General features: G+C 62.6%; 9 protein-coding genes. 4 read left to right on the forward strand and 5 right to left on the reverse strand.

The annotated features are described in order from the left end of the window. The first annotated feature begins 440 nt into the window (after positions 1-440). Together gltB and AC0L25_RS16295 are read left to right on the forward strand one after the other, a co-directional pair. A complete protein-coding gene (gltB, locus tag AC0L25_RS16290) occupies positions 441-5,177 on the forward strand; it encodes a glutamate synthase large subunit (protein WP_473596441.1) in 4,737 nt (1,578 codons plus the stop codon). A gap of 144 nt (positions 5,178-5,321) precedes the next feature. Beyond that, on the forward strand, positions 5,322-6,776 hold the full coding sequence (locus tag AC0L25_RS16295; protein WP_473596442.1) for a glutamate synthase subunit beta: 1,455 nt from the start codon (positions 5,322-5,324) through the stop codon (positions 6,774-6,776). A 155-nt stretch (positions 6,777-6,931) separates the two neighbouring features. On the opposite strand, the gene AC0L25_RS16300 is transcribed toward AC0L25_RS16295, so the two are convergent. Continuing rightward, the gene (locus AC0L25_RS16300) at positions 6,932-8,173 is read right to left on the reverse strand and encodes an SGNH/GDSL hydrolase family protein (RefSeq protein WP_473596443.1); all 1,242 of its coding nucleotides are present in this window, start codon (positions 8,171-8,173) and stop codon (positions 6,932-6,934) included. A 134-nt stretch (positions 8,174-8,307) separates the two neighbouring features. Then, on the reverse strand, positions 8,308-9,534 hold the full coding sequence (locus AC0L25_RS16305) for a lytic murein transglycosylase (protein ID WP_473596444.1): 1,227 nt from the start codon (positions 9,532-9,534) through the stop codon (positions 8,308-8,310). A 211-nt stretch (positions 9,535-9,745) separates the two neighbouring features. Here AC0L25_RS16305 and galU point away from each other — a divergent pair, with 211 nt between their 5' ends. Further along, complete coding sequence (gene galU, locus AC0L25_RS16310; RefSeq protein ID WP_473596445.1) at positions 9,746-10,651, forward strand: UTP--glucose-1-phosphate uridylyltransferase GalU; 906 nt, start codon at positions 9,746-9,748, stop codon at positions 10,649-10,651. A 149-nt stretch (positions 10,652-10,800) separates the two neighbouring features. On the opposite strand, the gene AC0L25_RS16315 is transcribed toward galU, so the two are convergent. Continuing rightward, a complete protein-coding gene (locus tag AC0L25_RS16315) occupies positions 10,801-12,543 on the reverse strand; it encodes an outer membrane beta-barrel protein (RefSeq protein ID WP_473596446.1) in 1,743 nt (580 codons plus the stop codon). 151 nt (positions 12,544-12,694) lie between these two features. Here AC0L25_RS16315 and AC0L25_RS16320 point away from each other — a divergent pair, with 151 nt between their 5' ends. Continuing rightward, a complete protein-coding gene (locus AC0L25_RS16320) occupies positions 12,695-13,696 on the forward strand; it encodes a KpsF/GutQ family sugar-phosphate isomerase (protein WP_473596507.1) in 1,002 nt (333 codons plus the stop codon). A 52-nt stretch (positions 13,697-13,748) separates the two neighbouring features. Here AC0L25_RS16320 and AC0L25_RS16325 read toward each other — a convergent pair whose 3' ends face one another. Both AC0L25_RS16325 and AC0L25_RS16330 read right to left on the reverse strand, forming a co-directional pair. Beyond that, the gene (locus AC0L25_RS16325) at positions 13,749-14,213 is read right to left on the reverse strand and encodes an NfeD family protein (protein ID WP_473596447.1); all 465 of its coding nucleotides are present in this window, start codon (positions 14,211-14,213) and stop codon (positions 13,749-13,751) included. Between the two features lie 11 nt (positions 14,214-14,224). Beyond that, entirely contained in the window at positions 14,225-15,175 is a 951-nt protein-coding gene (locus AC0L25_RS16330) for an SPFH domain-containing protein (RefSeq protein WP_473596448.1), read from the reverse strand. Between the last annotated feature and the right edge of the window lie 64 nt (positions 15,176-15,239).

Raw genomic sequence — 15,239 nt, forward strand, 5'->3', positions numbered from 1 at the left:
CCCAGCCTCCGTTCGCTGGTGATCAAACCGGACAACTCATCTGCTACCTAATCCGGACAACTCATCTGCTTACGACATGCGGACGACCGAAGGTTGCGTTTCGCCGCGGTCGCGCGTAATTTTCTGTCTCTAGATGCCCAAGATTGTTGTGAATCAGTCTTGTGTGCATCCGCAATTTCTGCCATAAAAATTTAGGACAGTAGTGCTGTCTTATTTTGTCGCACAAAACCGGCTGGATTGGCGTATCATTGAGCCTCTCCGGCCGTTGCCGCGAGCGACAGGTAGACAGCCTGGCTCTGGCCTGTACGATTGCCGGATGCGAACCAGGCCCGCCTGGTTCGGCAAGGATTTCGCAAGACGTGCCGCAAGGATGAGAGGGAAGCTCATGCGCTTCCCAACGAAAACCAGCGCCCAAAGGCTTGGGAATGGAGGACAGGACGATGACGGAAGTGACGCCATCTGCGACGAACGGCCCGGCCGCGCAGACGAAAGCGCCAGCCGTCAAAAATCCGTCTCTGACCAAGATTGGGCGCGGCCATACCGGCTTCGCCGCTCAGGGCCTTTACGACCCCCGCAACGAGCATGATGCCTGCGGCGTCGGCTTCATCGTCAACATGAAGGGCGTGAAGTCGCATCAGATCGTCAAGGACGGCCTTGCGGTGCTCGAAAACCTGACGCATCGCGGCGCCGTCGGCGCCGATCCGCTGATGGGCGACGGCGCCGGCGTGCTGGTGCAGCTTCCCGACCGCTTCTTCCGCGAGGAGATGGCCAGCCAAGGCGTCGAACTGCCCAAGCCCGGCCATTACGCCGTCGGCCATGTGTTCATGCCGCGTGATCCTGAGCTTCAGGCGCATATCGAAGGCATCATCGCCGAGGTGGCGCAACTCGAAGGCCAGCCGCTGCTCGGCTTTCGCGATGTGCCGGTCGACAATTCATCGCTGTCAAAGGCGCCTGATATCGCTGCTTCCGAACCGGTCCAGCGGCAAGTGTTTCTGGGTCGTGGCGCCGAAATCGAGAGCGACGACGACTACGAGCGGCGGCTCTACATCCTGCGCAAGGTCATTTCCGGTCGTATCCATGAAGAAACCAAGGGCGTCGACAATGGCTTCTACGTCGTGTCGATGTCATCGCGGACCATCGTCTACAAGGGCATGTTCCTGGCCTATCAGGTCGGCGCCTATTACAAGGATCTGACCGATCCGCGTTTCGAGACGGCGCTGATCCTCGTCCACCAGCGTTTCTCCACCAACACCTTCCCGTCGTGGAAGCTGGCGCATCCCTATCGGATGGTCGCCCACAATGGCGAAATCAACACGCTGCGCGGCAACGTCAACTGGATGGCGGCGCGCCAGGCCTCGGTCGATTCCGAATTGTTCGGCAACGACATCTCCAAGCTGTGGCCGATCTCCTATGAGGGGCAGTCGGACACCGCCTGTTTCGACAATGCGCTCGAATTCCTGACGCAGGGCGGCTACTCACTCGCTCACGCGATGATGATGCTGATCCCGGAAGCCTGGGCCGGCAACAAGCTGATGGATCAAGATCGCAAGGCCTTTTACGAATATCACGCCGCCCTGATGGAGCCGTGGGACGGGCCGGCCGCAGTGGCCTTCACCGACGGCCGCCAGATCGGCGCCACGCTCGACCGCAATGGGCTGCGCCCGGCGCGCTACATCGTCACCGACGACGATCGCGTCATCATGGCCTCGGAAGCCGGCGTGCTGCCGGTGCCGGAGGAAAGGATCGTCAAGAAGTGGCGGCTGCAGCCCGGCCGCATGCTGCTGATCGACCTGGAGAAGGGCCGCATTGTTTCCGATGAGGAGATCAAGTCGGAGATCGCGACCAGGCATCCCTACAAGAGCTGGCTCGCCAACACCCAGCTCATCCTCGAAGACCTGAAGCCGGTCGAGCCACGCGCATTGCGCAGGGACGTCAGCCTGCTCGATCGCCAGCAGGCGTTCGGCTATACCCAGGAAGACACCAAGCTGTTGATGTCGCCGATGGCAACCACCGGCCAGGAAGCGGTCGGCTCGATGGGCACCGACACGCCGATCTCGGCGATGTCGGACAGATCGAAGCTGCTCTACACCTATTTCAAGCAGAATTTCGCCCAAGTCACCAACCCGCCGATCGACCCGATCCGCGAGGAACTGGTGATGAGCCTGGTGTCCTTCATCGGGCCGAGGCCGAACATCTTCGACCTTGTCGGCAATTCGCGTCGCAAGCGGCTCGAAGTGCGCCAGCCGATTCTGACCAATGGCGATCTCGAGAAGATCCGCTCCATCGGTCATACCGAGGACCGTTTCGACACCAAGACGATCGACATCACCTATGCTTCGAACGAAGGCGCGGCCGGCATGCAGGGCGCCATCGACCGGCTGTGCGAGCGCGCTGAAGCGGCGGTCGCCGGCGGCTACAACATCATCATCCTGTCCGACCGTCAGCTCGGGCCGGACCGCATCGCCATTCCGGCACTTCTGGCAACGGCGGCGGTCCACCATCATCTGATCCGCAAGGGATTGCGCACGTCGGTGGGGCTTGTTGTCGAGTCCGGCGAACCGCGCGAGGTGCATCATTTCTGCTGCCTTGCCGGCTATGGCGCCGAGGCGATCAATCCCTATCTCGCCTTCGACACGCTGCTCGACATGCATAAGCGCGGCGAGCTGCCGGCCGAGGTCGACGCCTATGAGGTCGTGTCCCGCTACATCAAGTCGATCGGCAAGGGCATTCTCAAGGTGATGTCGAAGATGGGCATCTCAACCTACCAGTCCTATTGCGGCGCGCAGATCTTCGACGCGATCGGGCTGAAGACCGATTTCGTGCAGAAGTATTTCACCGGCACTGCGACGCTGATCGAAGGCGTCGGGCTGGAGGAGATCGCTGCCGAGACGGTCAGCCGCCACGCCGACGGCTTCGGGAACGACCCGGTGCTGCGCAACAGCCTCGAGGTCGGCGGCGAATACATGTTCCGCATGCGCGGCGAAGCGCATATCTGGTCGCCCGATGCGGTGGCCACCCTGCAGCACGCCGTGCGCCAGGGGTCGTGGGAGACGTTCAAGGACTATTCCGCTCAGATCGACAGCGAGACGGCGCGGGCGCAGAGCATTCGCGGCCTGTTCAAGATCAGGCTCGCCGAAGAAACCGGGCGCAAGAAGGTCGCGCTCGACGAGGTCATGTCGGCGGCCGATATCGTCAAGCGGTTCTCGACCGGAGCGATGTCCTTCGGCTCGATCTCCAGGGAAGCGCACACCACGCTGGCGCGCGCCATGAACACCATCGGCGGCAAGTCAAACACCGGCGAGGGCGGCGAAGAGGCCGACCGCTACCTGCCGTTGCCGGGCGGCGGCAAGAACCCCGAGCGTTCGGCGATCAAGCAGGTCGCTTCCGGGCGGTTCGGCGTGACGGCGGAATATTTGGTGAATTCCGATGTGATGCAGATCAAGGTCGCGCAAGGCGCAAAGCCCGGCGAGGGCGGTCAGCTGCCCGGCCACAAGGTCGATGCCACCATTGCCAAGGTCAGGCATTCGACGCCCGGCGTCGGCCTGATCTCGCCGCCGCCGCACCATGACATCTATTCGATCGAGGATCTGGCGCAGCTGATCTTTGATCTCAAGAACGTCAATCCGGCGGCCGATGTCTCGGTCAAGCTGGTCTCCGAAGTCGGTGTCGGCACGGTTGCTGCCGGCGTCGCCAAGGCGCGCGCCGATCACATCACCATTTCCGGCTATGACGGCGGCACCGGCGCATCGCCGCTGACTTCGCTCAAGCACGCCGGCAGCCCCTGGGAAATGGGCCTTGCCGAGACGCACCAGACCCTGGTGCTTAACGGCCTCAGGTCGCGCGTCGCGCTGCAGGTCGATGGCGGCCTGCGCACCGGCCGCGACGTTGTCATCGGCGCGCTGCTTGGCGCCGACGAATTCGGCTTCTCGACCGCGCCGCTGATCGCGGCCGGCTGCATCATGATGCGCAAGTGCCATCTCAACACCTGCCCGGTCGGTGTGGCGACGCAGGATCCGGTGTTGCGCAAGCGCTTCAAAGGGACGCCGGAACACGTCATCAACTTCTTCTTCTATGTGGCGGAAGAGGTGCGGGGGCTGCTCGCCGAGATGGGCTACACCCATCTCGATCAGATCATCGGCGACACCGACCTCTTGGAGAAGCGGGCGCTGATCCAGCACTGGAAGGCGCGCGGGCTGGATTTCAGCAAGATGTTCTTCAAGCCGGATGCCCCGCATGAGGCGGTGCACTGGACCGAGCGGCAGAAGCATCCGATCGACGACGTGCTCGACCGCAAGCTGATCGAGTTGGCCAAGCCGGCGCTCGAAGCCAGGCAGCCGGTCAGCATCGAGCTGCCGATCCGCAATGTCGACCGTTCGACCGGCGCCATGCTGTCTGGTGAGGTGGCAAGGCGCTTCAAGCACAAGGGCCTGCGTGAGGACACGATTTCGGTGAAGCTCACCGGCACCGCCGGCCAGTCGTTCGGCGCCTTCCTGGCGCGTGGAGTTTCATTCGAACTCATTGGTGCCGCCAATGACTATGTCGGCAAGGGCCTTTCGGGTGGACGCATCGTCATCCGCCCGCCGGAAAACACCAAGATCGTCGCCGCCGAGTCGATCATCGTCGGCAACACCGTGCTCTACGGCGCGACCGAGGGCGAGGCCTATTTCTGCGGCGTCGCCGGTGAGCGTTTCGCGGTTCGCAATTCGGGCGTGGCCGCCGTCGTCGAAGGTGTTGGCGACCATGGCTGCGAGTACATGACCGGCGGCATTGTCGTCGTCATCGGCCAGACCGGCCGCAATTTTGCCGCCGGCATGTCGGGCGGCGTCGCCTATGTGCTCGACGAGGAAGGTGATTTCGCCGAACGCTGCAACATGGCGATGGTCGAACTGGAACCTGTTCCCGAAGAAGACGACCTGATGGAGAAACTGCTCCATCATGGCGGCGACCTCGACCACAAAGGCCGCGTCGACGTGTCCGGTGACATGACCAGCCATGACGAGGAGCGGCTCTATCAGCTGATCTCGAACCACGTCCATTACACGGGTTCGGTGCGGGGCCGCGAAATCCTCGACAACTGGGCGACTTTCCGGCCGAAATTCCGGAAGATCATGCCGGTCGAATACCGCCGTGCGCTGATCGAAATGGAACGCATGCGCATGGGCGTGGCGGCGGAATAGGCTTTGGGAGTTGCCGGGAAGCCAGGCTTCCCGGTCGGCGCCTTCATCAACAATCCTGGCCTCGGACTGAAGGTTGCCATGGCTGCCTTATGAGGTTAACGGGTGCGTCGTCGAGCGCGCCATCTGGACAGCAGGGACTGGACTATGGGCAAGGTAACAGGGTTTCTCGAGATCGACCGGCAGGTGCACAAGTACCAGCCGGCTTCCGACCGCATCCGGCATTTTCGCGAGTTTACGCTGCCGATGTCGGACAAGGAGGTCGAGAAACAGGCCGCGCGCTGTATGGATTGCGGCATTCCGTACTGCCACGGGCCGACCGGCTGCCCGGTGCACAACCAGATCCCGGATTGGAACGACCTCGTCTACAATGGCGACTGGGACAATGCGATCCGCAACCTGCATTCGACCAACAATTTCCCGGAATTCACCGGCCGCATCTGTCCGGCGCCTTGCGAGGAAGCCTGCACGCTGAACCTCGAGGACATTCCGGTCGCCATCAAGACGATCGAGCAGGCGATCGCCGACAAGGCCTATGAAACCGGTCATATCCGGCCCTATCCGCCGGAAAAGAAGACCGGCAAGCGCGTCGCCGTCATTGGCTCGGGACCGGCCGGCATGGCGGCCGCCCAGCAGCTTGGCCGCGCCGGCCACGACGTCCACGTCTATGAGCGCGAGAGCCGGCCGGGTGGGCTGATGCGCTACGGCATCCCCGACTTCAAGATCGAGAAGCACTATATCGACCGGCGCATCGAGCAGATGCAAGGCGAGGGCGTGAGCTTCCATTGCGGCGTCAATGTCGGCGTCGACAAACCGGTGGCGGAGCTGCTCGCCGAATTCGATGCGGTGCTCTATTGCGGCGGTTCGGAAACACCGCGCCCGGCCAACATTCCCGGCGACGATCTCGACGGCGTGCATGACGCGATGCCCTATCTGGTGCAGCAGAACAAGCGCATCGGCGGCGAGCCGATCCAGTCAGTGGCGTGGCCCTCCCGGCCGATCGTCGCCGGCGGCCAGCATGTCGTCGTCGTCGGCGGCGGCGACACCGCATCCGACTGCGTCGGTACCGCCTTCCGCCAGGGCGCCGTGCGCGTCACCCAACTCGACATCCGGCCGCAGCCGCCTGAAAAGGAAGACAAGCTTTCGGTCTGGCCCTACTGGGCGACGAAGATGCGGACCTCGTCCTCGCAGGCCGAAGGCGCCGAGCGCGAGTTCCAGGTGGCGACGCTCGAATTCATCGGCGAGGACGGCGCGCTGACCGGCGTCAAATGCTGCGAGGTCGATGAAAAGCGCAAACCGATCTCCGGCACGGAATTCGTCATCCGCGCGGATCTCGCCTTCATCGCCATTGGCTTTGCCGGGCCGGCCGCCGTCGGACCGGTATCGGAGCTGGTTGGCCAGATGAAGATCGCCATCGACAGCCGCCGCTCGAACAACGTCGAGGCCAATGACCGCGACTACAAGACCAGCGTCGAAAAGCTCTATGCGGCGGGCGACGTGCGCCGCGGCCAGTCGCTGGTCGTCTGGGCGATCCGTGAAGGCCGGCAGGCAGCGCGCTCGATCGACGAGGCTCTGATGGGATCGAGCGTGTTGCCGCGCTGAGACCGTTTGGAAACTCTACTCCTGCGGCCATCTGAGGGCGTTTTCTGCGCTTCCGGTGCTCACGTACTCGAATGTACGCTCCGCTCCGGTTCTCGAAAACACCCTCATATGACTCACAGGAGCGAGTTTCGAAACGGTCTCCGAGGAGCCTCGTATCAAGGATTGATCGCCGTCGTCGTGTCGCTTCCAGCGGCCGCCGCCGCAGGCTGTCCCCTGGGCGGCCAGGAAAAATCGTCGGCGCGGCCGGGTGAAGTAGCTGATGCCTTGCTCTCTACGACGAGTTTCTTGCCGGGGCCGTCCGCCTTTGCCGGCGCTGCGGCGCCGAGAAGTTCCGAACCGCCGTCGAGTGCCGGATCGCTGAGCAGCATCGGCACGGTGCGATCGACGGCCATGGGTGCCGGTGCCGGCGCCTCGACCGGGGCGCCCGCTGGCGCATAAGTTGCCGGGGTGCCCGTCGGCGCGGTCATTCCAAGGATCTTCAGCAAGGGTTTTTCGGCATAGAAGGCGAGCTTGCGTTTGCCGGCTTTCGCCACATAGATGCCGTCGTCGGTGCGCAGGCGCACCGGCTGGCCGTTGATATCAGGCCCGCTGGTGACAAAGGCGCCCTCCTCGTCGACGAACCCGTCCCAGATGTCGACGAATTCGCCGCCATGGCTTTCGGCCGTCGAGCGGTAAATGTCGTTGAAAGCCAGCATGTCGGAGGTCATCTTCGGTGCCTTGAAGGCCGGCATGCCGACCCACAGATACGGCACCTTGGCCGCTGCAATGGCCTTGCCGAACGCTTCGGTCCGGCGTTCGTATTCCTTGGTCCAGGCCTCGGACCGCGGCTGTTCGCGTTCACCGTTCACGCGTATTTGCTGCCGATCGTTGGAGCCCAGCATGACGATCACGGCCGCGGGCTTTTCGGTCTCGATCAGCGACTTGATCTGTTCGGGCCAGTTGTAGAAATCGTCACGCACGAAACCGGACGAACCGTTGCTGCGAACGACGATTCTGATCTTGGTGTTTTCGGCAAAGGCGGTATCCAGACCTTCGGCGAGGCCGCTCGCCATGAAATCGCCGACCACCAGAACGGTGCGGGCATCCGGCGCCTTCTCGACCACCGGGATTGCCGGCTCAGCCGGCCGGCGCGGCCCCGCTCGGGGCTTTCTTGCTTTTAGCTTCCGTGGCCCGGCCCTCTGGATCTGCCGCGGTGGTTCCATCCACTCGGTTCGGCCCACCCGCTCGCTTCGGCGCAGAAACAACAAGTCGCGCAGCGACCAGCCACGCCTTTGTTCCTCCTGCGCCACGGCCGGCGTGTGAAAGACGGCGGCAGTGCTGACGGCCAGAACGGCAATAGCCAGAATCAGGATCGGTACGCGACGAAGGATCACACGGATACGCGCAACCGAAACCAATTACTCTCTCCATCCCTTAAGAGCGCCGGACTCTCAAATCCAACCAGCCGCCGCTCTCTCTCTCTTAGTTTGAGCATCGGATTTCCCCAAATCCGGTTTGGGTCCGATGCTCCAGGCCGTCTCCCTATGCGAGGCTAATTCTGCCTGAGCCATTTGAGCACTTCCATGCTCGGATGTCCGTCCTGGGTCAAGCCAGCCTTCGCCTGGAAGGCCATGATCGCGGCTTTCGATCCCTCGCCGATCTTGCCGTCGAATTTTCCGTCATAGTAGCCGTACTTGGAAAGCCGCTGCTGAAGCTCTTGTCTCTCCTCGAAGGAGAGCTTCGTGAAAGGCCGCTTCCAGTCCTGCACAAGCCCACCATGGCCGGCGATTTCGTCGGCAAGAAGGCCAACGGCAACTGCGTATTTGTCGGCATTGTTGTAGCGCTTGATGACCGAAAAATTCTTGATCATCAGGAAAGCCGGGCCGCCGCGGCCGCCTGGCACCTTCAGCGTGGCCTTATCCCCGCCATTCTTGAACGGCTTGCCGTTGACACGCGTGACACCCAGGGCTTGCCATTGCGACAGCGATTTCGAACCGGCTGGGAATTTCTTCCCCGCGGGAAGGCTGACTTCATAGCCCCAGGTCTTGCCGGCCTGCCAGCCGTTCTTCCTGAGCAGATTGGCGGCCGTTGCCAATGCATCGGGAATCGAATTCCAGATGTCGCGCTTGCCATCGCCGTCCATATCGACCGCATAGGCCTGATAGCTGGTGGGAATGAATTGGGTATGGCCCATGGCGCCGGCCCATGAGCCGCTGAGGTGGCTTTTGTCGATGTCGCCCCTTTGCAGGATCTTCAGCGCCGCGATCAACTGGGTGCGGGCAAATTTCGATCGTCTCGAGTCGGCATAGCCTAGCGTTGCCAGCGAACGCACGACATTGCGCATGACCTCGTCGCGCTTGAGGATTTCGCCGTAGTTCGATTCCATCGACCAAATAGCCAGCAGGATATGACGGTCGACGCCGTATTTTGCCTCGATCCTGTCCAGCCACGGCTTCCACTTCCTGGCCATCTGCCGGCCTACGGAGACCGACTGGTCATGGACGCGGTTGTCGAAATAGTCCCAGGCGGGCGCGGTGAATTCGGGTTGATAACGCGCTTTTTCCAGCACTACCGGGTCGGCATCGCTGATGCCTTCGAATGCCCGGTCGTAAACGGCGCCGGAAACACCGCTCCGCACCGCGGTGGCGCGGAAGCTCGCTACCCATTGCCGGAAACCGGCGTCGGCAAAAGCCGATCCGGTGGGCATCAGCAAGGCAAGCGACAGGCTGGCGGCCGCAACGATGCTTATGAAGCGCTTTGCGGCGTTGCGAACGGACATCTTTTCCTCCTTCTTCATCACAGGAAGATCATTCATCGCCGAACCCGGTTAGCATTTAGTTTACCATAGGTGCCGTTGGGAACGAAAAGGCGGGTTGATGCTTTAGGGACTACAAATTTTTCTGACCAGCCGTTCCATAATCCTCGATTCCGGCACGAAAATGTCTTGAAGCGGGATTGCCGAACAGGCTTAGAAGCGGATAATTGACAGCATGAAGAGAGTTCGCAAGGCAGTTTTCCCGGTCGCCGGTCTCGGCACGCGTTTTCTCCCGGCCACCAAGGCCATACCCAAGGAAATGCTGACCGTCGTCGACAGGCCAGTCATCCAGTATGTGGTCGACGAGGCCCGCGAAGCCGGCATCGAGCATTTCATCTTCGTGACCGGCCGCAACAAGGCGGTCATCGAGGACCATTTCGACGTACAGTTCGAACTCTATGACACGCTCGCCCAGCGCGGCAAGGACGACGAGCTCGCCCGCCTGCAGCGGCTGCAACCCTCGCCTGGGCAGACCAGCTTCACGCGCCAGCAGGTGCCGCTCGGCCTTGGCCATGCCGTCTGGTGTGCCCGCGAACTGGTCGGCGACGAGCCCTTCGCGCTGCTTTTGCCCGATATGATCATGCAGTCGGAAAAAAGCTGCATGAAGGAGATGGTCGAGCTTTATGCCGAGACCGGCAACAATATCGTCGCGGTTCAGGAATGCGACCCCGCCGAGGCTCATAAATACGGAATCGTCGGCCGCGGTGAGGATACGCATCACGGTTTCCGTATCACCGGCATGGTGGAGAAGCCGAAGGCCGGCACGGCACCCTCCAATCTATACATCAACGGGCGCTACATCCTGCAGCCGGAGATATTCAAAATACTCGAGGGCCAGGAGAAGGGCGCCGGCAATGAGATCCAGCTCACCGATGCGATGCTGAAGCTGGAGAAGCAACAGCCCTTCTATGGCTGCCACTACCAGGGGCGCACCTTCGATTGCGGATCGCCGGAAGGCTTTGTCGAGGCCAATGTCGCCTTCGCGCTGTGGCGCAGCGACATAAACGGACGCATGGCGGGCGTTATCCGCCAGCTTCTGGACGAGATGAAACCCTCAGAGCAGCGGGGCGCGGCGTTCTAGGTATGTCGCCCAAAGCATGCTCTCGGGCTTGAACCGAGGGTACGCAGCGGTTTTGGGAACGACATGCATAAGAACAAGGTTCTCGAAACCACCGTTCCCGCCACGGTCTGACTTGAATCTCGACATGCCCAAACCTTCAACGGTTTGCTTTATGGCTGCAGCGTCACCCCGACGAAGATGCTGTGGGCCGTGTAGTCGCGGCCCTCCAGGTTGCTGGTCTGTTTTTCGGTTCTGGCGCGGGTGGTCAGTCCGGCATACCGGTTCAGCCACCATGTCAGTCCGGCCTCGGCGCTCAGCGTCAGATCATGGCCGTCGGACCCGATGTAGTCGCGCCAGTCCACGCCGAGAGCTGCGTTCCCGATCAGGTTGGCACGGATTTCCCGCTCGCCCGTAAGGCGGCCGGAGTAAAGGATGTCGCCGCTTTCGTTGGGGGTTGTCGTGCCCTCGACGATCGTCTGTCCGGTGAGGCCAATTGTGGTGCCGCGTTCCGGCGACCATCTGAGGTCGGCGTTCACCGTAGCGCCCGAAATAGCCGGCAGACGGTCGTCGTCGATCGCCTCCCGCAGCCAGCCGGCCGAGAATTCGCCGGCAAGCTTCTCGCCGAGGTCGAGCTCGGCGCCGGCCCGAACCCCAAGCCGCGTCGAGGATCGTTCGAAACCGTTGGTGTCGACGCGCAAATCATAGACCCGGCGGCCGATTTCGACCTCGGTGAAAGGGGTGATGGCGGGAGAAATCTCGTAGCCGGTGCGCAAGGTGGCGGTATAGAGCGTCGAGTCGCGGTCTTTCTGCGACAGCGTTCCGCCCGTCGACAGCTTGGCGTCGCCGTAAATGTCGTGTTCGACTGCGCCGGTCAGGGCGAAGCGCATCTTGCCGGCATCCTTCTCGACCGCGAGGCTGCCGTCGATGGTCTGGCGCACCGGCTGCTCGACGGTGCCTTCGATGACGACCGGCGACGAAGCCGATTCCGGCGCCGCCTCGTAACCGAGCTTGGCGATAGCGCGCAGATCGTTGTCGAGGTCGACATTGAGCGTGCCGTCGACACGGCCCCGCGCCTCCTGAACCTCGTCGCCCGATATCGTCTTGAGAAAGGTGCCATAGCCGTCGATGACAGCCGAATTCTCCCGCCAGTCGGAGATGGCATTGAAACGCAGCGTCGTTTCCGACAGCAGGGCCGGCTTGCCTTCGCTGCTTGAATCGGCATTTGATGACGCCGTCAGGCCTTGCTCGAGCGTTGGCCTGATCACGAAGGAGCCGAGTTTGATGCCGGTGGCGGCGAACGGGTCGTCCTCGGCCCTCTTGTCCCTGCCTTCGATGGCTTCGGCGCGCTCAGCGCCCGGATCGAGCTGCTGCCTGTCGGCGGAATCAATGGTCACGGCACGGCGATTGGTGGCGTCCTGGTCCGTCTCGGCGGTGTCCGTGTCATCCGTCGTGGCTGCAGTCGCGGCGGCGGCCTGTGTCTCGGCGGCTTCGTCTTGATCGGCCGCGCCTTGCGTTGCGCTCGATGGCCGGCGCGTCGGGACGGGAGCGGGGGTGTCCGCAAACGCATCGTCGGTGGTCTCCGGCGGATCAAAAATGCTGCCAGTCGCGGGTGCCGTGTCGTCGTCCTGTACGGCGCCCGGGCTGGCCGGCTGATAGGTGGGCGCCGGCGCAGTGCTCTGGGTGGCTGCGCCGGCCTGCGCCGTCTGATCCTGGGCGCTGGCCAGGCTCAATTGCCTGGTGTTGCGCTGCTGGTCGTCCAGAATCGCCGATTCCGAAACCTCGCCGCGCAGCTCGGTTACCTGGGCATAGAGCTGCGCAGGCCGCAGCAAGGCGAAGACGCTGGTCGCCAGCAGCAAGGCGCAGACCGCCTTGCCGTTTCGTCTTCGTTTCTTTTCAGGCTGGGCCCCGGACATTGCCACCACTGCTTGCGCGGCGCACGCGCGCCATACTTACCGAACCGTAAATGGGGATGGTTAACGGAGGGTTGAGGCAGCGGTGGATCAGGCCTCGCTCGATGGCAATTCCGTTGGACAGGCGCGCAGCAAAGCGCTAATCGCATCAGCCATGCATGCGGGATCCCCAGACAAGAAGCGGTTCGACGGGCAAGCTTCGATCGCCTCGGCGCTCAGAACGGTAGCGACCGAGCAGGCCGGTGTCGCGGCGCTGGCGGCTGCGCTCGAAAACGGATTGACCGAACCATTCGCGCGCGCCGTCGATATGGTGTCGCAGATCGAGGGCCGCGTCATCGTCACCGGCGTCGGCAAGAGCGGCCACATCGGCTCAAAGATCGCCGCAACGCTCGCCTCGACCGGCACGCCGGCTTTTTTCGTCCATCCTGCCGAAGCCAATCATGGCGACCTCGGCATGATCGCCAAGGACGACGCGATCATCGCCATGTCGTGGTCGGGCGAGAGCCGCGAGCTCAAGGGCATCATCGCCTATTCGAGGCGCTTCTCGATTCCTCTGATCGCGGTCACCGCCGGAGAGCGATCGGCGCTGGCGCGAGCGGCCGATGTGGTGCTCCTGCTGCCGCGTGCGCCGGAAGCCTGCCCGCACGGCCTGGCACCGACGACATCGACGCTGCTGCAGCTGGTGATCGGCGATGCGCTGGCCATCGCGTTGCTCGAAGCGCGCGGCTTCACGCCGGATCATTTCCGCACCTTCCATCCCGGCGGGCAACTTGGCGCCAATCTGACACAGATCCGCGACATCATGCATGTCGGCGACAGGCTGCCGCTGGTGCCTTCGGGCACCGGAATGCGTGAAGCGATCCTCGAATTGTCGCGCAAGGGGTTTGGCTGCGTGGCGATAACCGCCGCGGATGGTGCGCTGATCGGCATCGTCACCGACGGCGATATCAGGCGCCACATCGGCAGCAATCTTCTGGCGATGAGTGTCGATGACGTCATGACCAAGGAGCCGAAGACGGCCGGACCGGATACGCTGGTTGCGACGGCGCTGCAGACGATCAACAATTCGGCCATCTCCAGCCTGATGGTTGTCGAGGGCGGACGGCCGGTCGGACTTGTCCATCTGCACGATCTGCTGCGCATCGGCGCGGCCTGACAGACCTCAGGCCTGTTTGAAAAGTCGCCCGCCGAGGTGGGTGGGATCGGTCCTAAACCGCCTCGACCGTCAACTCCAGATCGGTTTCGGCCGCGCCCGTCACGCGTACCTGCGTGCCGGCCGGCAGATCGGGGCCTGAGACGCGCCATAGCGTGTCGCCCAGCTTTATGCGGCCGCGCCCGTCCTTGATCGGCTCGGCAAGTGTCGCCATCCTGCCGATCATTTGTTCGCCGCGGCGATTGAGCAGCGGCTGGTCGGTCGGGTCATGGCGTCCGCCCGCCAGTCGCTTGCCGACATAGGTTGAAACCAGCGACATCGCGAGGAAGGCGAGAACCTGGATCTGCCAAGTCCAAAAACCTGCGTCCCAGATGAGCAGGGAGACTACACCGATCAGCAGCGCGGCGATGCCGATCCACAGCATGAAGATGCCCGGTGCGATGACCTCCATCACGAGAAGGACGAAGCCGAGAACCATCCAACTCCAAGGGCCGAGTTCCGAAATGATGCGGTCGAACATCGGATCGGGCCTCAGCTCTCGCTCGGGCGAACTACCGGCGGGCGGGCGGCTTGCCGCTGCGTGCCGGCAGTGCCCTCGCTCCCGAATACTTCCTTAGCGATCGCGCCGATGCCGCCGAGCGTGCCGATCAATGATGAAGCTTCCATCGGCATCAGCACAACCTTGCTGTTTGTGGCGGAGCCGATCCTGGTCAGCGCTTCGGTGTATTTCAGCGCAACGAAATAGTTGAGCGCCTGCACGTCGCCCTTGGAGATCGCTTCCGACACCACCTGCGTGGCGCGGGCCTCGGCCTCGGCCGAGCGTTCGCGCGCCTCGGCATCGCGGAAGGCGGCTTCCTTGCGGCCCTCGGCTTCCAGGATCTGCGACTGCTTGAGGCCTTCGGCGTCAAGGATCTGCGCGCGCTTGTTGCGCTCGGCCATCATCTGGCGACCCATCGATTCGACGAGATTGGCCGGCGGATTGATGTCCTTGATCTCGACGCGGGTGATCTTGATGCCCCAGGGGTGCGCCGCCTCGTCGACGACGCGCAGCAGGCGTTCGTTGATGGCGTCGCGGTTCGACAAAAGCTCGTCGAGGTCCATCGAACCCATCACGGTACGGATGTTGGTCATCGTCAGGTTGAGAATGGCGTTCTCCAGCCCAGCGACCTGATAGGCGGCCTGCGCGGCGTTGAGCACCTGGTAGAAGGCGACGCCGTCGACTGCGACGGTGGCATTGTCGCGGGTGATGATCTCCTGGGTCGGGACGTCGAGCACCTGCTCCATCATGTTCAACTTGGCGCCGATGCGATCGACGAACGGCACGATGATGTTGAGGCCAGGGCTCAGTGTCTTGGTATAGCGGCCAAAGCGTTCCACGGTATAATTGTAGCCTTGCGGAATTGTCCGGATGCCTTTGAAAAGCACGAGCACGACAAGAGCGACAAGAATAAGAAGTGCGATATCGAAACCACTGAAATCCATTTGGCTCTCCCTCAGATGCCGGCCACGGAAATGTTTCAACGCAACCGACTTCACCGAACACTTA

Source organism: Mesorhizobium sp. WSM4813, assembly GCF_055811555.1.

Coding starts and splice junctions, on each gene's coding strand:
- AC0L25_RS16315 (WP_473596446.1), bottom strand. CDS start 12,543: ATGTCCGGGGCCCAGCCTGAAAAGAAACGAAGACGAAACGGCAAGGCG.
- AC0L25_RS16330 (WP_473596448.1), bottom strand. CDS start 15,175: ATGGATTTCAGTGGTTTCGATATCGCACTTCTTATTCTTGTCGCTCTT.
- galU (WP_473596445.1), top strand. CDS start 9,746: ATGAAGAGAGTTCGCAAGGCAGTTTTCCCGGTCGCCGGTCTCGGCACG.
- AC0L25_RS16295 (WP_473596442.1), top strand. CDS start 5,322: ATGGGCAAGGTAACAGGGTTTCTCGAGATCGACCGGCAGGTGCACAAG.
- AC0L25_RS16305 (WP_473596444.1), bottom strand. CDS start 9,534: ATGTCCGTTCGCAACGCCGCAAAGCGCTTCATAAGCATCGTTGCGGCC.
- gltB (WP_473596441.1), top strand. CDS start 441: ATGACGGAAGTGACGCCATCTGCGACGAACGGCCCGGCCGCGCAGACG.
- AC0L25_RS16325 (WP_473596447.1), bottom strand. CDS start 14,213: ATGTTCGACCGCATCATTTCGGAACTCGGCCCTTGGAGTTGGATGGTT.
- AC0L25_RS16320 (WP_473596507.1), top strand. CDS start 12,695: ATGCATGCGGGATCCCCAGACAAGAAGCGGTTCGACGGGCAAGCTTCG.